The following is a 17,728-nucleotide window of genomic DNA, read 5'->3' as shown; positions in this document are numbered from 1 at the left end:
ATGCCTTCCCGGCAATTCCGCATGCAAGGCCGCCGCGCAGCCTTGCTGGAACTGCCCGCCTGATCAGTCCGCCGACGCGATGATGGCGGCGAAACGCTTCTGCGCGTCTTCCGGCGTCATCGAGGGATTGGCGAAGAATTCGGAGAAGAGATCCTCCTTCTGCTTCTGGCTGTCGGCCGAAAGCAGCTGGTCGGTGCCCTCGATCACATTGCCCTTGGCGAGGATGTCGAGCCCCTTCTTCATGCAGTCGTTCGCCGCGGCGAGGTCCACGTCGCCGCGCACGGGAAGCGAGCCCTTCTTGAGGTTGAAGGCGACCTGGGTGGCCGGCGCGAGCAGCGTGGAGGCCAGCACCTCCTGCGCCTTGGATTTCTCCTCGTCCGCCAGAACCGGGAAATAGAAGGCGTCGCCGCCCGTCGAGATGACCTCGTTCACGCCGAGGCCTGGAAGGCAGGTATAGTCCTTGCCCGCGACCTTGCCGGCGAGCGCGAACTCGCCCTGCGCCCAGTCGCCCATGATCTGGCCGCCGGCCTTGCCGGTGATCACCATGTTGGTCGCCTGGTTCCAGTCCTGCACGTTGGTGCCCCTGGACATGCGCCGCGCATCCTCGGCCGCCTTGAAGACCCTGGCCATGTCGGGGCCGGCCGCGACGTCGGCATCCTTGTCCTTGAATACCTTGTTGAACGTGTCCTTGCCGGCGATGGCCACCATCAGCACGTCGAAGGCGCCGGCCGCCTGCCAGGCCTGCCCGCCGACGGCGAGCGGCACGATGCCGGCCTTCTCCAGCGCCGGCGCGGCGGCGACGAACTCGTCCCAGTTCTTCGGCACGGGCACGCCCGCCGTTTCGAACGCGGCGTTCGACAGCCACAGCCATTGCCAGGAATGGATGTTGACCGGCGCGCAATAGATCTTGCCGTCGACCGTGCAGCTGTCGAGCAGGCTGGCCGGCTTGATGATCTCCTTCCAGTTCTCGCGCGTCGCCACGTCGGTGAGATCGCGCAGCAGGCCGGCCTCGACCAGCTCCTCCGCCTGGCGTCCATGGTTGAACTGCGTGGCGCCCATCGGGTCGCCGCCGGTCAGCCGGCTGACCATGATCGGACGGGCCGTGCTGCCGGCGCCGGCGATCGCGCCGTCGATCCACTTGTTGCCCGTGGCGTCGAACGCCTTTGCGAACTCGGCAACCGCCGCGGCCTCCCCGCCGGACGTCCACCAATGGGTCACCTCCAGGTCCGTCGCATAGGCGGCGGCGGACGGCAGGACCACGGTTGCCGCCAGCATGGCAGCCATAAAGCGCATTTTCATGAGTCTCCTCCCTCACTGAAACGTTGCAGTAAAACGTAACCCAATCGATTTAATCACGCAACCGGGTCCGGGCCAGAAATCCCGTTTTCCCCAGTACCGGGAGTTTTTGAGGAGGGAATACGCCCCATTGCGCAACGCGGAAAACCTCTCGGCTCTCTCAATAATAGTTTGTTATTATTGGACTAATTATTGGATCCGTTACGACCGTGGAGACCATGAGCCGGCGGCGGAACGCCTGGCGCTTTCGCAACGCAGCAGGCATTCCAGCGCCAGTGCAAAGGCGAGTCCGTGCATTTTTCACTCGACAAACGACCTGCATCGTTACAGTTTTGGAGCGAAGCCCATGAAGGAGTGGCGGCTCTGGTTAAAATATGTATAACCGACCGCTAATGCGAAGAGGTGGCAGGCAGGGGATGGACAAGACGATGAGCGAAGGCCCGGCGGCGGCGCTTCCGCATCCGAGCGAGCGGCCGACGCTGAAGACGATCGCCTTCATGACCGGCCTCGGCATTACCACGGTTTCGCGGGCGCTCAAGGATGCGCCGGACATCAGCGCCGAGACGAAGGAGCGCGTGCGCCTCGTCGCGCGCCAGATCGGCTACCAGCCGAACCGCGCGGGCGTGCGTCTTCGCACCGGCAAGACCAATGTCATCAGCCTGATCCTCAGCCTCGAGGAGGAGATCATGGGCCTGACGAGCCCCATGGTCGTCGGCATTTCGGAAGTCCTCGCCACGACGCAGTACCATCTCGTGGTGACGCCCTACCGCACGCAGGGCAACGCGCTGGACCCGGTGCGCTACGTGCTGGAGACGGGGGCGGCCGACGGCGTGATCATCTCGCGCACCGAGCCGAAGGACCCGCGCGTCGCGCTGATGATGGAACGCAACTTTCCCTTCGCCACGCACGGGCGCACGGAAATGGGCCTCACCCATCCCTATCACGATTTCGACAACGAGCGCTTCGCCTATGAGGCGGTGCGGAAGCTGGTGGAGCGCGGCCGCAGGCGGCTCATCCTGCTGCAGCCGCCGCCCTATCTCACCTTCTACCTGCACATGCGGGCGGGGTTCGAAAAGGGCATCCGCGATTTCGGCGCGATGGCCCTGCCCTTCAACCAGGTGAATCTCGACAACGGCCTCGTCGACATCCGCAGAGCCGCCGAGACCCTGTTCAGCGCGCCGGACGGGCCGGACGGCATCGTCTCGGGCAGCGGCGGCGGCGCGGTGGCGCTGATCGCCGCGCTGGAGGCGAAGGGCCGCAAGCTCGGCCACGACATCGACATGGTGTCGAAGGAGCCGCACATGTTCCTGCAATGGCTGCGGCCGGAGGTCGTGACCATGCGCGAGGACATCCGCCTAGCCGGCCGGGAACTCGCCAAAGCCGTCATCGGCCGCATCGAGGGAACGGCGGCCGCGGAGCTGCAAACGCTGAGCTACCCGATCCCGACGGACGACGCGTAGGCTCGCCCCTCACCTGCCTGCCGGCATCCTCTCCCCGCAGGCGGGGCGAGGAAGGCTGGGCGAACCGATTTCCTCCCTTCAGCAGAATGAAGGAAAACGGTTCGGCACCCTCTTCTCCCCGCCTGCGGGGAGAAGGTCCCGGCAGGGGGATGAGGGGCAGATCCATGACATCGAAAGCAAACGGCCCGGTCTTGGACCGGGCCGTCTGTTGTCGTCAGGCGTTGAGGCCGGAGCCCCACGGGCCATGATGGCTGTCGGCGCCGTCGACGCGGTCGAAGCCGTGGGCGCCGAAGAAGTCGCGCTGGGCCTGGATGACGTTGGCCGTGCCGCGGGCGCGGCGGTAGCTGTCGAAATAGCCGAGCGCCGAGGCGAGCGCCGGGACCGGCAGGCCATGCAGCGCGGCCGCGGCGACGACGCGGCGCAGCGCGCCGTCGGTTTCCTTGACCATGGCGGCAAAGGCCGGGGTGACGATGAGGTTCGCCGCATCCGGCGCCTTGGTGAAGGCGCTCGTGATCTCGTCGAGGAACTGCGAGCGGATGATGCAGCCGGCGCGCCAGATCTTGGCGATGGTCGGCATCGGCAGGTTCCAGCCATACTCCTTCGAGGCGGCGGACATCACCGCGAAGCCTTGCGCATAGGCGCCGATCTTGCCGGCGAGCAGCGCGCTTTCGAGGTCCTTGATGAAGGCAGCCTTGTCGGTGACCTCAAGCGCCGGCACATCCGGCAGGCCGAGGATCTTTTCGGCGGCTTCGCGCTCCGTCTTGAACGAGGAGATCGAGCGGGCGGCGACGGCGGCCTCGATGCCGGTCGCCGGCACGCCCATGTTCTGCGCCTCGATGGCGGACCATTTTCCCGTGCCCTTCTGGCCGGCCTTGTCGAGGATCATGTCGACGATCGGGTTACCGCTGATCGGGTCCCTGGCGGCAAGCACCTTCTCGGTGATCTCGATGAGGTAGGATTCCAGGCGACCCTTGTTCCATTCGCCGAAGACGGCGCCGATCTCGGCGGCGCTCATCTTCAGGCCGTCGCGCAGGATGCCGTAGATCTCGGCGATCATCTGCATGTCGGCATATTCGATGCCGTTGTGGATGGTCTTGACGAAGTGGCCGGCGCCGTTCTCGCCGAGCCAGGCGACGCAGGGCTCGTCCTTGTACTTGGCGGCGATCGAGGTCAGCACCTTCTCGACGCGCTTCCACGAATCCTCCGTGCCGCCGACCATGATGGAGGGGCCGTGACGCGCGCCTTCCTCACCGCCGGAAACGCCCATGCCGATGAAGGTGAGGCCGCTGTCCTTCAGCGCATCGAAGCGGCGCATCGTGTCGCGGAAGTTCGCGTTGCCGGCATCGATCATGATGTCGTTCCGTTCGAGATAGGGGCGCAGCAGATCCATCTGCTGGTCGACCGCGGCGCCGGCCTGGATCATGATGATGATCGGCCGCGGCGGGCGGATGGCGGCGACGAACTCTTCGATCGTCTCGCAGGGCACGATCTGGCCCTGGAGCGCGCCGGCCTCCTCGTAGAACTCCTTCGTGCGCGCCACCGTGCGATTGAAGACCGCGATCTTGTTGCCTTTTTCGGCAATGTTGAGCGCAAGGTTGGACCCCATCACGCCGAGACCGATGAGACCGATTTCCGCCTGTGCCACGTTCATACCTCCGTAGGATGGCGCGGCGTGGGATGCTTCCGGACCCATGCCGGAAACGCCGCGCAGAAAGAGAGTGAGGAGCTCCGCTCCAGCGGTGGTGTTTTGGCATTCAAATCGATTTACGACAAGGGATTGTTTGGCTTCGGCGGGATTTTCACTGCCACTTGCATGGTTTCTATGACCCCATATCGGCGCGCCGTCAGCGCTGCGGCTTGTCGTCGCCATCATCGAGGACGCGCCAGGCGGCGCCCTCGACATCGTCATACTGCCCGCTCTTCAAAGACCAGAGGAAGGCGGCGAGCCCGAGCCCGCCGAGGAAGAGCGCGATGGGGATGAGGAAGATCAGCGTGTTCATGCCGCGCGCACCAGGGAAGCAAGCGGGCGGGCCTCGTCCGCCGCCCGCACGGCGAAGGCCGGTATCTGCCCGCGCAGGCGCAGCGAGTTCACCACGACGATGATCGACGACGTCGACATGGCGATGGCGGCGATCAGCGGCGTCGCGTGGCCGAGGATGGCGATCGGCACGGCGATGACATTGTAGCCGATGGCGAGCGCGAAATTCTGCCGGATGAGGCGGCCGGCACGGCAGGCGGTCTCGTGCGCGAAGGGCACGGCCTCCAGGCTCTCGTGCAGGAAGACGAAGTCCGCCGCCTGCCGGCCGACATCCGCCGCCGTCGCCGGGGCGATGGAGACGTGGGCGGCGGCGAGCGCGGGGGCATCGTTGATGCCGTCGCCGACCATCAGCACGCGGTGGCCGGCGGCCGCCCGTTCGGCGACCGCTTCCGTCTTTTCCCGGGGCGACAGCGCCGCGCGCCAGCGGGGAATGCCGAGCAGGCCGGCAATGCGGGCGACGGCCGGAGCACGGTCGCCGGAGAGGATCGCCATCGCGATATGCGCGCGCTTCAGCGTGGCGACGGCCTCCCCTGCGCCGGTCCGCAGGGCATCCTCGAAACGGAAGGTTTCCAGCACCTTGCCATTGCGCGAGAGCACGACCTCGGAAAGCCCGTGTTCCTCCCCGCCGGCCGCGGCGCCGCCGCCGGCGAAGGCGCGGTTGCCGAGGCGATAGAGGCCCTGGGGCGTCTCGGCCTGAAGGCCGCCGCCGGCCACTTCCGTCACGCTTTCGACAAGCGGCATCGGCCCCGGCCAGGCGCCCGCCAGCGCCATTGACAGCGGATGGCGCGAATGGGCGGCGAGCGCCGCGGCAAGCGCGAGATGGGTGCGGTTGGGCCTTTCCCGGTCGACGAGGCGCGGCTTGCCGAGCGTCAGGGTACCGGTCTTGTCGAAGACCGCGGTGTCGATTTCGGCAAGGCGCTCCATGGCCGAGCCGTCCTTGACCATCACGCCGCCGGCAAACAGGCGCCCCGCGGCCACCACCTGCACCACCGGCACCGCAAGGCCGAGCGCGCAGGGGCAGGTGATGATCAGCACCGCGATGGCGACGAGCATGGCATGCTTCCAGTCGCCGTCGTAAAAACCCCAGCCGAGGAAGGAGGCGAGCGCCAGCAGGTGCACGGCCGGCGAATAGATCTGCGCGGCGCGGTCGGCGATGCGGCGATAGCGGGCCCTTCCCCCTTCGGCGGCCTCCATGAGGCCGATGACCTCCGACAGGAACGAATCACGCGCCGTGGCGACGGCCTCGACGGTGAGCGAACCGGTGAGGTTCATCGCGCCCGCTTCCAGCCGCGTGCCCGGCCCGGCGGCGAAGGGATCGCTCTCGCCGTTGACGATCGAGCGGTCGATGTCGCTTGCGCCCGAAAGCACGCGGCAATCGACCGGGATGCGCTCGCCGGCGGCGATGGAAAGGTGTTCGCCGACGGCGATCTCCTCGACGGGCCGGTAGTCGCGGCTGCCGTCCGGCCGGATGACCATCGCCCCGCGCGGCGAAAGGCGGGCAAGGCCGGTGATGGCCGAGCGGGCGCGGTCGCGCATGACGTGGTCGAGCGTGCGGCCGATGAGCAGGAAGAAGAGCAGGCTCACCGTGGCGTCGAACCAGGCGTGCTCGGCGCTGTGCAGCGTCTCCCAGAGCGAGACGACATAGGAGAGCGTGATGGCGAGCGCGATGGGCACGTCCATGTTGGTGCGGCCGTGGCGCAGCGCATTCCAGGCCGACTGGTAGAAGAAGCGCCCGGCATAGATCAGCGTCGGGCCGGCGATCAGCGCGGAGATCCAGTGGAAGAGGTCGCGCGTCGCGGCCTCGGCACCCGACCAGACGGAGACCGAGAGCAGCATGATGTTCGTCGCCGCGAAGCCCGAGACGGCGACGGCGCGGATCAGCTGGTTGCGCAGCCGGTCGTCGCCTTCCGCCGCCAGCGAGAAGAGATGCGTGTCATAGCCCGTGGCGCGGATGGCGGCGGCGATCTCCTGCGGATCGGTGCGCCGGCCCGCGACCTCCTCCTTCCAGACCACCGAAACGCGGCGGGTGGAGAGGTTGACGCGCGCGCGCTCCACGGCCGGCAGCGCGTTCAGCGCGCCCTCGACGGTGGTGATGCAGGTGCCGCAATAGACGCCCGGCACGCTGAGGTCGCTCTGACGCAGGCCCTCGCCGACCGGGCGGCTCGCCAGCATCAGCTCCTCCGAGGAGGGCAGCGCCGCGCGCTGCGCCTCGACGGCGCCTTCCGTGCCGGGTGCGCAGCAGCTCATTTCGACCCTCCCGCAACGACGGTGCGCACGGTCTGGTGGAAGACCTTCTCGCCGTCCCGCTTCGTGCTGATATCGACGACCCACTGGCCGGCCGGCACCGCCTGCTCGGCCACGAATAGCCCCTCGCCCGCCGGTTCGAGTGCGACCGTGAAATCCTTGCGCTCGTCGACGGGCCGCTTGAAGACCGCCGAGACGTCGTCGGCGACAAGGGGAGCGCCCCTCGCATCGGTGACGCGGTAGGCGATGCGGCCTTCCGTCACGGTGAGGTCGCCCTCGATGCCGCTGGCCGCGAGCGCCCGCGCCTCCGCCACCTTGCCGTTGAACTGCTGGCTGGCAACATAGGTGTTGGGCACGACGAGGCCGCTCCAGCTGTTCGAGGCATTCCAGGCCATGATCAGGTTGACCGTGATGATCGTGCCGAAGAACAGCACCATGACGCCCGCCATGTGCCAGCCGGTGAAGACGAATCCCTGTTCCTTGCGTTCCATGGCCATCACTTTGCTCCCGGCGTGTTGAAATTGGCGGAATAGACGTCGCGCTCGTGGCCCTGCCGGTCTTCCGCGATAATCTGGAAGCCTTCGGCAGCTTCTGCAAGCCGATCCTTCGGCAGGGTGACGAAAACACGCAGCGCCGTCACCTTGTCCGGATCGGCCGGCACGTCGACGCTGCGGCCGTCGGCGCTGTCATGGCCGGCGATCTTCATCGTCGCGCCGGGCATGCCCTCGATCGACACGGTGATGACGCGCGGCTCTGGGATCATGTTGAGCAGCTTCACCGCATAGCCGTTGCGGACCGAGCCGTCCGATTCGACGACGAACTGCGGATTGCGGTCGTGGATGACGTTGAGGTCCAGCCGGTCGCGCGAAAGCAGCGCGAAGAGCAGCGCCAGGCCCGCCAGCGACCAGACGCCGAAATAGAGCAGCGTGCGCGGGCGGAAGATGATGCGCCAGTCGAAGTGCCTAATCTTGCCGTCGAAGGCGCCATCGACACCGCGCACGCGCTTCGGATCCACCGGCACGGTGCCGCCGGCGGTGGCGAGCGCCATGTTGGCCGAATAGTCCGACAGCGTGGCATAGGCGATGAGGCCGCGCTCCTTGCCGATCTTGTCCATCACGTTGTCGCAGGCATCGATGCACAGCGCGCAGGTGATGCATTCGAGCTGCTGGCCGTCGCGGATGTCGATGCCCATGGGACAGACGACGACGCAGGCATTGCAGTCGACGCAGTCGCCGACGCTCTCGCCGGCGGCGATCGCCTTCTTGGCATGGCGGGTGCGCGGCTCGCCGCGCCAGTCGTTGTAGGTGACGACCAGCGAGCTCTCGTCGAGCATCGCCGCCTGGATACGCGGCCAGGGGCACATATAGGTGCAGACCTGCTCGCGCATCAGCCCGCCGAAGATGTAGGTGGTCGCGGTCAGGATGGCGACGGTGATATAGGCGACCGGCGGCGCCTTGAGCGTCGCGAAGTTGACGAGCAGCGTCGGCGCATCGGCGAAGTAGAAGATCCAGGCGCCGCCCGTCGCCACCGCGATCACCAGCCAGACGGCGTGCTTGCTGACGCGCTTCCAGACCTTGGCCAGCGTCCACGGCCCTGCATCGAGCTTCATGCGCGCATTGCGGTCACCCTCGATCGCCCGTTCGACGACGAGGAAGAGATCGACCCAGACGGTCTGCGGACAGGCATAGCCGCACCAGGCGCGCCCGACGGCCGAGGTGACGAGGAACAGCCCGAAGCCCGCCATGACGAGCAGCCCGGCGACGAAGAAGAATTCCTGCGGCCAGATCTCGATGAAGAAGAAATAGAAGCGGCGGCCGGCAAGATCGATGAGCACGGCCTGGTCCGGCGCATGCGGCCCACGGTCCCAGCGGATCCACGGCGTCAGGTAGTAGATGCCGAGCGTGATCAGCATCACCAGCCACTTGAACTGCCGGAAGCGGCCCTCCGCCCGTTTGGGGAAGATCTTCTTGCGCTTTTCATAGAGCGGCTTGCGAACCTTCGCCGAGTTGACGGGTTCCGCCTCATGGCGCTCGATGGAATTGTAGATCGTCGTGGTATTCTGCTGCATGTCGTCGGCCGCACCTGTCGTTGTGCCGGCACAATGACGCCAACGACGGCCTCCATCGTTGATCTACGTCAAGTTTCGGAGACGGCAGGGCGTGGCGGGTTGCCGCACGGAGAGGACACGATGACGGAGACCATCCTGGCCAAGCGCTACGGCGACTACCGCGAATATGCCGCGCCCGGCGCGCTCTCGGCCGTCATCCGCTGCAGCTGGATGCATCGTGCGCCGGAGGGCCCGCCCGCCGCACGCATCGCCGTCGTGCCGGATGGCTGCGTCGACCTGCTGTGGACGGAAGCCGGTTTCCTCATTGCCGGACCGGACCGCACGGCCGCCTTTCCAAGGCTCCGGCCGGGCGAGACGATCCTCGGGCTGCGCCTGCGCCCCGGCATCGCGCGCCACCTGCTGCGCTGCGACCTCGACGCGCTGACCGGCAAGGTCGTGCCTCTCGCCGATATCCGCGCGCACGGGCTGACCACCCACCACGACCGCCTGCTTGCGGCCTCGGGCCCGCGGCAAAGGCTGCGGCTTCTTCAGGCGCTTTTCGCAGCCGGGATGGGAGAGCTTCCTGCCTCGCGGCCCGATGCCACGGCTCTGCATGCGCTCGCCGCAAGCCGGCCGCCGGACGCCATCGCCGCCGAGATCGGCGTGACGGCGCGCACGCTGCGGCGCATCAGCATCGCCGAGTTCGGCTACGGGCCGAAGACGCTGGCCCGCATTCTCCGGCTGCAGGACCTGCTCGGCCGGATCGCAAGGCCCGGCACTTCGCTTGCCGGCCTTGCCGCCGATGCCGGCTTTGCCGACCAGGCGCACATGAACCGGGAGGTGCTGGCGCTGACCAGTCTGACGCCCGGCGAGATCCGGCGGCAGATGCGCGGCTGACTGTCCGTTTTGTTCAAGACTTCGGTGCGGGACCGCGTATCGTGGCACCGAATGGAGAAAGCCGATGACCACGCTGCCCGCCCGTATCATCCACCGCACCATCCGGCGCGACTGGCGCGCCGTCCACGCCTTTGCCGCCCGGCCGGAAAACATGCCGCTCTGGGCCTCGGGCCTTGCCAGCGGGCTGACGCGCGACGGAGAGGACTGGATCGCCGATGGCGGGCCGATCGGCAATGTGCGCGTACGCTTCGCCCCGCCCAACGATTTCGGCGTCATCGACCACCGGGTGACGCTGCCGGACGGGCGGGTGGTGGACAATGCGCTGCGCGTCGCACCGAACGGCGATGGCGCGGAGGTGATGTTCCTGTTGCTGCGGCAACCGGACATGGACGATGAAGCCTTCGAGCGGGATGCGGCGCATATAGCGCAGGACCTTGAGACGCTGGCGAGACTGATGGAAGAAAAGGACGTGCAGGAATGAGCACCAGGGGCGCGGATCGCAAGATCGACTATATCGAGTTCAACGTCGCGGACATCGCGGCGAGCAAGGCCTTCTACGGCGGCGCCTTCGGCTGGACCTTCACCGACTACGGCCCGCAATACTGCGAGTTCCAGGACGGCCGCCTCACCGGCGGCTTCACGACGCTCGCCCCGGTCAACGCCAAAGGCGGCCCGCTCGTCATCCTCTTTGCCGATGCGCTGGAAGAGGTTCTGGAGCGGGTGACGGCGGCCGGCGGGACGATCGTCAAGCCGATCTTCGACTTTCCCGGCGGCCGGCGCTTCCAGTTCACGGACCCCGACGGCTACGAACTGGCGGTCTGGTCCGACCGCTGATGTGCCTGCCGTAACGTCAATGTGAACGGCCGAGCGCCTTTTACCGAACGAATTCAGGCTTTTTCAATAAGACGCTCCTAGTCAGGGTCCGCGATCAAAAAGGCACGCGGACTCTCTCCATGTACAAAATCCTCGGAAAGGCATTGGCGGTCGGCGCCCTCTCGACCCTGGCATCCCTCGCCATCAGCTTCGCCTTTGTGCCCCTCATGGGCGGCGAGGTGGCGGGCGCCGGGCTCGTCATGACGATCGCCTGCCCGATCGCCATCTCCATTCCCGTCTCGGCCCTGCATTTCTACCAGGCGGACCGGCTGCGCGCCGCCAATGCCGCCCTTGCCCGCGCGAAGGATGAACTTGCCGAGGCCTATGCCCGCCTCAAGCACCAGGCACAGCGCGACGCGCTGACGGGCGTGCTCAACCGCGCGACCTTCATGGCCGAACTCCACGCCCGCGGCCACGGCGGCCGTTCCGGCGGCCTGCTTTTCCTCGACCTCGATCACTTCAAGTCCGTCAACGACCGTTTCGGCCATGCCGCAGGCGACGACGCGCTGCGCCTCGTCGGGACGGTGCTGCGCGACCTTGCGGGCAAGAACGACCTTGTCGGCCGGCTCGGCGGCGAGGAATTCGCCGTCTTCCTCCACGAGGCTTCGCCGGCGCACATGCTCGACCATTCCCAGACGATCCGCGAGGCGGTGGAGGCGATCGACCTGCACGCGCCGTCGGGCGTGCGGATCGCGCTCGGCATCAGCATCGGCGTCTTCCATTGCGCGCCGCGCTTCGATCCCGTCGAGGCGCTCGCCGCCGCCGACCGCAACCTCTACCGGGCGAAATCGATGGGCCGGAACACGGTCGTCGCCTGAGCGCCGCGCCGCCAGCCGGATTGCCAAAAAAGAAAAGGCCGCGGTTTCCGCGGCCTTCGTCGTTTGAGAGAACCGGCGCCTACTCGCCGCCGCCCAGCGAATGCACGAAGACGGCAAGCTGCTTGACGGCCGGATCGCCGAGGCGGGGAAGCCAGGCGGGCATGACGCCGTGCTTCGGCGAACGGACCTGCTGGGCGATGGCGGCCTCGCCCTCGCCCTTCAGCCAGATGGCGTCGGCAAGGTTCGGGGCGCCCATCTCGCGGTTGCCCCTGGCGTCATCGCCATGGCAGGCGGCGCAGTTGTCGGCAAAGATCTGCTTGCCGGGCTCGACGAGGCCGGCATCCGACGGCGTGCCCGTCAGGCTGACGACATAGGCCGCGACCTGCTTGATCTCCTCCGGTTGGAGGATATCGCCATAGGCCGGCATGTCCGAGATGCGGGTCTCGTCGTCGCCGGCATGGCGGATGCCGTGGGCGATCGTGTGGTAGATGTCGTCCACCGTGCCGCCCCAGACCCAGTCGTCATCGTTGAGGTTGGGGAAGCCCGCCGCGCCGGCCGCGCCCGAACCGTGGCACTGGGCGCAGTTGACCTTGAAGGCCGAGGCGCCGCCGGCGATCGCGAACTGCGAGAGCTGCGGGTCGGCCATGATCTCCTGCAGGGAGGATTTGGCGATGCGGTCGACGAAGCCGGCCTGCGCCTGCTTGGCCTCGGCAAGCTCGACGGCGACATTGGCGCGGCTCGACCAGCCGAGCATGCCGGTCGTCGCATCGGAGATCAGCGGCCAGGCCGGAAAGGCGATCGTATAGCCGATCGCCCAGACGATCGTGGCATAGAACGTCCAGACCCACCAGCGCGGCATCGGGTTGTTCAGTTCGCGGATGCCGTCCCATTCGTGGCCGGTGGTTTCGACGCCCGAGATTTCGTCAATATGCTTCTCGGCCATGATCAGTCCTCCTTGAGAGGGATTTCAGCGGCCCGTTCGGCGGCCTTGCGGGCGCCGGGGCGAAGGGTGAAGACGACGACGGCGAGGAAGAACAGCGTCATGGCGAGCAGTCCCCAGCTGTCGGCGAAGTGCCGCATGGCGGTATAGGTTTCCATGGGCGTCCTCCTCAGCGGTAACCGGCGGCGTCGTCATAGGTGGAGAAGTCCACCAGCGTGCCGAGCATCTGCAGATAGGCGACGAGCGCGTCCATTTCGGTGAGCCTTGCCGGGTCGCCGTCGAAATCGCCGAGCTTGGCCTTCGGGTAGCGGGCCTCGATGCCGGACGTATCGGCATTGGGGTCGGCCTGCGCCTTGAGGTCGGCCTCGGCGTTTTCGAGCATCTCGTCCGTATAGGGCACGCCGACCGCGCGGTTGGCCGACAGGTGCATCGCGACGTTCTTCACCTCCAGCCGCGTGTCCTTGAGGAAGGAATAGCTCGGCATCACCGATTCCGGCACGACCGAGCGCGGCTCGATCAGGTGCTGGACGTGCCATTCGTTCGAGTAGCGGTCACCCACGCGGGCAAGGTCCGGGCCGGTGCGCTTGGAGCCCCACTGGAACGGATGGTCGTACATCGATTCCGCCGCCAGCGAATAATGCCCGTAGCGCTCCACCTCGTCGCGGAACGGCCGGATCATCTGGCTATGACAGGTGTAGCAGCCTTCGCGGATGTAGATGTCGCGGCCGGCGAGCTCCAGCGGCGAATAAGGCCGCATGCCCTCCACCTTCTCGATGGTGTTTTCCAGGTAGAACAGCGGGGCGATCTCGACGATGCCGCCGATGGTGACCACGAAGAGCGAGCCGACGAGCAGAAGCGTCGCGTTGCGCTCGAGGATCGCGTGTTTGTCAAGAATGGACATCGGGTCCCTCCTATTCGGCCGGCTGCAGCTTCGGCGCGGCGCCCGGGATCGGGGCCTCGTCACGCTGGTAGCCGAGGATTGTCATGGTCACGTTGTAGGCCATGATGAGCGCCCCAAGGAGGAACAGCCCACCGCCGGCGGCACGCAGCACGTAGTACGGGAACATGGCGGCGATCGTTTCGGCGAACGAATAGACCAGGAAGCCCTGCTCGTCGTATTCGCGCCACATCAGGCCCTGCTGGATGCCGGCGACCCACATGACGGCGGCGTAGACGACGATGCCGAGGGTGGCGAGCCAGAAATGCCAGTTGACCATGCGGATCGAATAGAGCCGCTCGCGCTTCCACAGCTTCGGGACGAGGAAGTAGATCGCGCCGAAGGTGATGAGGCCGTTCCAGCCGAGCGCGCCCGAATGCACGTGGCCGATGGTCCAGTCCGTATAGTGGCTGAGCGAGTTGACCGACTTGATCGACATCATCGGGCCTTCGAAGGTCGCCATGCCGTAGAAGGCGACGGCCATGACCATCATGCGCACGATCGGATCGGTGCGGATCTTGTCCCAGGCGCCCGAGAGCGTCATCAGGCCGTTGATCATGCCGCCCCACGAGGGCATCCAGAGCATGATCGAGAAGACCATGCCGAGCGTCTGCGCCCAGTCGGGCAGCGCCGTATAGTGCAGGTGGTGCGGGCCGGCCCAGATATACATGAAGATCAGGGCCCAGAAGTGGATGATCGACAGGCGGTAGGAATAGACCGGACGGTTCACCTGCTTCGGGATGAAGTAGTACATCATGCCGAGGAAGCCGGCCGTCAGGAAGAAGCCCACGGCGTTGTGGCCGTACCACCACTGCGTCAGCGCATCCTGCACGCCGGAGAAGGCCGAATAGCTCTTCACGCCGAGGAACGAGACCGGGACGGCCAGGTTGTTGACGACGTGCAGCATGGCGATCGTCACGATGAACGACAGGAAGAACCAGTTCGCCACGTAGATGTGCGGCTCCTTGCGCGTCATGATCGTGCCGAGGAAGGCGATCAGATAGGCGACCCAGACGATGGTGAGCCAGATATCGACATACCATTCCGGCTCGGCATATTCCCGGCTCTGCGTGATGCCGAGCAGGTAACCGGTGGCGGCCATGACGATGAAGAGCTGGTAGCCCCAGAACACGAACCAGCCGAGATTGCCGCCGAAGAGCCGGGCGCGCGAGGTGCGCTGCACGACGTAGAAGGACGTCGCGATCAGCGCGTTGCCGCCGAAGGCGAAGATCACGGCCGAGGTGTGCAGCGGGCGTGTCCGGCCGAAATTCAGGAAGGGCTCGATATTGAGGTCGGGGAAGGCCAGCTGGAGCGCCACGACGACGCCGACCAGGAAGCCGACGACGCCCCAGAACACCGTCGCGATGACACCGTACTTGACGACCTCGTCGAAATACCCCTCGTCATCCTGCGATGATTTGGTCGCGACGGCCGGCGCGAAGGAGATGCGCCGGACCATGAAGAGCGTGCTGGCAAGCAGCACGAAGAAGAGGACCCACATATGGGCCTCGAAGAGCCTGTCCTGGGCAAACGCCGCGCCGAGCAGCGCGATGAACGCCCCCACGGCCAGGACGATCGTTTCCGTTACAAATTTCATCGTTGGCATCCCCCAACTCGTCGATTTCCCGCAACGGCCGGTTCCCTCGCGGAATCGGCCCTTGCGCTCGACTGAGCCTTCGCAGATGCGGCCGGAAGCATCCTTGACATGGATCAAGGCGAAGACCGGATGCGAGCGGCATCAAGGGACAGGTTGACGCAGCCGCGCGTCGAAACGCAGCGGCACTCCCGAAACGAGGGAACTGACATGACGGACTATACAGGGATCGCCCGGCTGCTTTCCGATCGCCCGACGGACGCCGTTTCGCTGGACTGGTTGAAGAAGGCTCACAACGCACAGCTGACGCTTTGCGAGGCGCTGGAGGACATCGCCGACAGCCTGCCGGCAAACGTCAACCGGCAGAAATGCATGTATGCGGCCAAGACGCTGATTCCGCTGGTCAACGGCATCCATCGCTACGAGGAGGAGACCGTCTTCCCCTTGCTGGAGCGCATCGCCTCCGGCGACCGGGAACTCATCGATTCCATCGCCCGGCTGAAATTCGAGCATGTCGAGGACGAGTGCTTTGCGGAGGAGCTGACCGACACGCTGACCCGGCTCGGCAGCGGCGACGGCACGGTGAACGCGGAAGCCGCGGGCTACATGCTCCGCGGCTTCTTCGAATCGATCCGGCGCCACATCGCCTTCGAACAGCAGTTCATGCTGCGCGGCACCGGCCTCACCTCCTGAAGGATCAGGCGGCGAGCGGTCCCTGGGACCGTGCCGTCTCCTGAAGGACGAGGATGGCGCCGAGCACGTTGCCGGCCGCCGACATGCAAGGCGTCATGCGGCAACGCGTGACCACCTCGCCCCGGCGCGGGGAAACATAGTCGTACTCCACCACGTCCCCGGCAAAGCAGTGGTCGAGATTGCGCTTCACGCGGCTCTCGAAACGCTGCACGCCGATGAACTCCACGATGTGCCGGCCGACGAGGTCGATGGGCTTTTCGCTGAAACGCTCGGCATTGAGCGGATTGGAATAGAGGTAGCGGTAGTCCGTCGTGATCACGGCGACGCGGTCGGGAAGGCTGTCGAGGATCGCCTCGTTGAGCAGCCCGTCCTCCGCCACGCGCGGCGCGACGGCGGGACGCGTGACCTCCGGCATGCCCATGCGGAACGGCACGACGGCCTCTTCCGTCCCGAAGTAACGATCCATCAGCAGCTTGAAATGATGGGCCTGCCGGAGCACGCAGGTCTTGTCGTCCGCCTCCTCCCGCAGGAGATCCACCACGAACTGGAACTGGGAACGGAGTTCGGAAGCGTCGCTCGCCTCCTTTTGCAGCACGGCGGCAAGCGCCGGCTCGATTTCCTTGTCCAGCATCGAAACGAGCCTGTCGTTCCCCGTCCTCACGGCATGCTGGAGTTGTGAATACTTAAACCAGAACAACTCTACAAGAGCTTTCAATTCATGCTCCCCGAATTGCTGAAATGTACAGCAATTGCACCACTACATTATTTAAACTGTCCAAAGCCCGATAGAATTTGACCGTTACCTTCCCAAATATGCCGCCAAAAGCGCTTACATTAGCAAAATGGTAACAGCGAACGGGAGGATGTCAAACCCCAAATTCGATAAAATTCGCGTAAATCGGGAAGCTGAACGTATTCAGGTTTCGCAAGGCAAGAAAGAATAGTAAGCAATCAAGTAATAAGGCCGCGCTTGATATTCCAGCGGTCGTGATACCACAGCCATTGGCCCGGATATTCGCGCACCCACTGTTCGACCTTGTCGTTCAGTATCTGCGCGGTCGCATCGACATCGACGGCGCCGTTCTCCTTGCGGGGAATGTCCATTGCCGGTTCCAGTTCCAGGCGATAACGGTTGCCCGGCAGGCGGATGCAGCGCGCGGGATAGACCTCGCAATCGAACTGGCGCACCAGCTTGGCAAGCAACGGGTTGGTCTGCACCTTCCGGCCGAAGAACGTCGTATGCAGCCCCTTGTTGAACTTCTGGTCGACCAGCACGCCGACCGCGCCGCCCGCCTCCAGCTTGCGGGCAAGCGTGAAGGACGAGCCGGCATGGGAGGGCACAAGATGCCCCATGCGTTCACGGCGGAATTCGAAGACCCTTTCCGCGACATAGGGGTTGTTCGGCGGCCGGAAGAGCACCGTCACGTCCAGCCCGAAGGCGGCGCCGGCGACCGGCAGGAGCTCGAAATTGCCGGTATGCGCGGTGAAGACGATGAAGGGCCGCGGATTGTCGCGCAGGTCCACGAAGAGCGGAATGCCGGAGACCTCGATGCGGCCGGGCGCCGTGCGCGCGGGATCGAAGTCGAACAGACGGTCGAGAAAGACATATTCGGCCGCAAGCCGGCCCATATTGCCCCAGGCATCGAGCGCGATCGCCGCGATCTCCGCCTCGGTCTTTTCCGGAAAGGCGTTCCTGAGGTTGGTGAGCGTCAGCGTGTGGCGGCGTGTCTTCGGGCCGATCCAGCGCGCCACGCGATCGGCGAAGTTGATCGCACCGTCCGCCGGCAGGAGCTTCAGAAGGCTGAGCAGGCCGAAGACGCATTGCGCCACCAGCCACTGCTTGAACTTCCTCAGCGCCAGAACCAGGCGTGTGACGATCATCCGCACGGCA

Annotated in this window: 18 protein-coding genes; 6 read left to right on the top strand and 12 right to left on the bottom strand. The window is 65.8% G+C overall.

Features of this window, described 5'->3' with window-relative positions; genetic code table 11:
• Window positions 1–63: 63 nt before the first annotated feature.
• Entirely contained in the window at window positions 64–1,299 is a 1,236-nt protein-coding gene (locus MUU56_RS22770; RefSeq protein WP_244769554.1) for an ABC transporter substrate-binding protein, read from the bottom strand.
• Window positions 1,300–1,712: 413 nt separating this feature from the next.
• On the opposite strand from MUU56_RS22770, the gene MUU56_RS22765 reads away from it, so the two are divergent.
• Window positions 1,713–2,756, top strand: a complete 1,044-nt coding sequence (locus tag MUU56_RS22765) for a LacI family transcriptional regulator (protein ID WP_244769553.1) — start codon at window positions 1,713–1,715, stop codon at window positions 2,754–2,756.
• A 214-nt stretch (window positions 2,757–2,970) separates the two neighbouring features.
• Here MUU56_RS22765 and gndA read toward each other — a convergent pair whose 3' ends face one another.
• The 5 genes from gndA to ccoG form a co-directional block, all read right to left on the bottom strand.
• Window positions 2,971–4,401, bottom strand: a complete 1,431-nt coding sequence (gene gndA, locus MUU56_RS22760) for an NADP-dependent phosphogluconate dehydrogenase (RefSeq protein WP_244769552.1) — start codon at window positions 4,399–4,401, stop codon at window positions 2,971–2,973.
• A gap of 199 nt (window positions 4,402–4,600) precedes the next feature.
• Window positions 4,601–4,756 carry a cbb3-type cytochrome oxidase assembly protein CcoS gene (gene ccoS / locus MUU56_RS22755; RefSeq protein ID WP_064330319.1) on the bottom strand — a complete coding sequence of 52 codons (156 nt, stop codon included), beginning with the start codon at window positions 4,754–4,756 and terminating at the stop codon, window positions 4,601–4,603.
• Window positions 4,753–7,041: a cation-translocating P-type ATPase gene (locus tag MUU56_RS22750; RefSeq protein ID WP_244769551.1), complete on the bottom strand. Its 2,289-nt coding sequence runs from the start codon at window positions 7,039–7,041 to the stop codon at window positions 4,753–4,755. Before MUU56_RS22750 ends, ccoS begins: the two co-directional genes overlap by 4 nt.
• Window positions 7,038–7,535 (bottom strand): FixH family protein, encoded by a 498-nt coding sequence (locus MUU56_RS22745; RefSeq protein ID WP_244769550.1) that lies wholly within the window; start codon window positions 7,533–7,535, stop codon window positions 7,038–7,040. The genes MUU56_RS22750 and MUU56_RS22745 overlap by 4 nt, the downstream gene beginning before the upstream one ends.
• The gene (gene ccoG / locus MUU56_RS22740; RefSeq protein WP_244769549.1) at window positions 7,535–9,106 is read right to left on the bottom strand and encodes a cytochrome c oxidase accessory protein CcoG; all 1,572 of its coding nucleotides are present in this window, start codon (window positions 9,104–9,106) and stop codon (window positions 7,535–7,537) included. Before ccoG ends, MUU56_RS22745 begins: the two co-directional genes overlap by 1 nt.
• Before the next feature lie 120 nt (window positions 9,107–9,226).
• Between ccoG and MUU56_RS22735 the strand changes: the two genes are divergently transcribed.
• From MUU56_RS22735 to MUU56_RS22720, 4 genes are all read left to right on the top strand, one after another.
• Entirely contained in the window at window positions 9,227–9,982 is a 756-nt protein-coding gene (locus MUU56_RS22735; RefSeq protein ID WP_244769548.1) for a helix-turn-helix domain-containing protein, read from the top strand.
• A 64-nt stretch (window positions 9,983–10,046) separates the two neighbouring features.
• The gene (locus MUU56_RS22730; protein WP_244769547.1) at window positions 10,047–10,463 is read left to right on the top strand and encodes an SRPBCC family protein; all 417 of its coding nucleotides are present in this window, start codon (window positions 10,047–10,049) and stop codon (window positions 10,461–10,463) included.
• A complete protein-coding gene (locus MUU56_RS22725) occupies window positions 10,460–10,816 on the top strand; it encodes a VOC family protein (protein ID WP_244769546.1) in 357 nt (118 codons plus the stop codon). The genes MUU56_RS22730 and MUU56_RS22725 overlap by 4 nt, the downstream gene beginning before the upstream one ends.
• 119 nt (window positions 10,817–10,935) lie before the next feature.
• On the top strand, window positions 10,936–11,673 hold the full coding sequence (locus MUU56_RS22720; RefSeq protein WP_244769545.1) for a GGDEF domain-containing protein: 738 nt from the start codon (window positions 10,936–10,938) through the stop codon (window positions 11,671–11,673).
• 79 nt (window positions 11,674–11,752) lie between these two features.
• On the opposite strand, the gene ccoP is transcribed toward MUU56_RS22720, so the two are convergent.
• Genes ccoP through ccoN form a run of 4 tightly spaced genes read right to left on the bottom strand, consistent with a single transcriptional unit; the run spans window position 11,753 to window position 15,147 of the window.
• Complete coding sequence (gene ccoP, locus MUU56_RS22715) at window positions 11,753–12,616, bottom strand: cytochrome-c oxidase, cbb3-type subunit III (RefSeq protein ID WP_244769544.1); 864 nt, start codon at window positions 12,614–12,616, stop codon at window positions 11,753–11,755.
• A gap of 2 nt (window positions 12,617–12,618) precedes the next feature.
• Window positions 12,619–12,771: a CcoQ/FixQ family Cbb3-type cytochrome c oxidase assembly chaperone gene (locus MUU56_RS22710; RefSeq protein ID WP_064330326.1), complete on the bottom strand. Its 153-nt coding sequence runs from the start codon at window positions 12,769–12,771 to the stop codon at window positions 12,619–12,621.
• Window positions 12,772–12,782: 11 nt separating this feature from the next.
• The gene (gene ccoO / locus MUU56_RS22705; protein WP_244769543.1) at window positions 12,783–13,514 is read right to left on the bottom strand and encodes a cytochrome-c oxidase, cbb3-type subunit II; all 732 of its coding nucleotides are present in this window, start codon (window positions 13,512–13,514) and stop codon (window positions 12,783–12,785) included.
• Between the two features lie 10 nt (window positions 13,515–13,524).
• Window positions 13,525–15,147 (bottom strand): cytochrome-c oxidase, cbb3-type subunit I, encoded by a 1,623-nt coding sequence (gene ccoN / locus MUU56_RS22700; protein ID WP_244769542.1) that lies wholly within the window; start codon window positions 15,145–15,147, stop codon window positions 13,525–13,527.
• Window positions 15,148–15,354: 207 nt separating this feature from the next.
• Here ccoN and MUU56_RS22695 point away from each other — a divergent pair, with 207 nt between their 5' ends.
• Entirely contained in the window at window positions 15,355–15,837 is a 483-nt protein-coding gene (locus MUU56_RS22695) for a hemerythrin domain-containing protein (protein WP_244769541.1), read from the top strand.
• A 4-nt stretch (window positions 15,838–15,841) separates the two neighbouring features.
• Here the strand turns inward: MUU56_RS22695 and MUU56_RS22690 are convergent, their stop codons facing one another.
• Complete coding sequence (locus MUU56_RS22690) at window positions 15,842–16,468, bottom strand: PAS domain-containing protein (RefSeq protein WP_244769540.1); 627 nt, start codon at window positions 16,466–16,468, stop codon at window positions 15,842–15,844.
• Between the two features lie 320 nt (window positions 16,469–16,788).
• Window positions 16,789–17,718: a lipid A biosynthesis lauroyl acyltransferase gene (locus MUU56_RS22685; protein WP_244769539.1), complete on the bottom strand. Its 930-nt coding sequence runs from the start codon at window positions 17,716–17,718 to the stop codon at window positions 16,789–16,791.
• Window positions 17,719–17,728: the final 10 nt, after the last annotated feature.

The sequence above is a fragment of the Shinella yambaruensis genome (assembly GCF_022899355.1).
Taxonomy (GTDB): domain Bacteria; phylum Pseudomonadota; class Alphaproteobacteria; order Rhizobiales; family Rhizobiaceae; genus Shinella; species Shinella yambaruensis.
The sequence above is the reverse complement of the archived record's forward strand: the minus strand, read 5'-3'. Positions and strand labels throughout refer to the sequence as shown.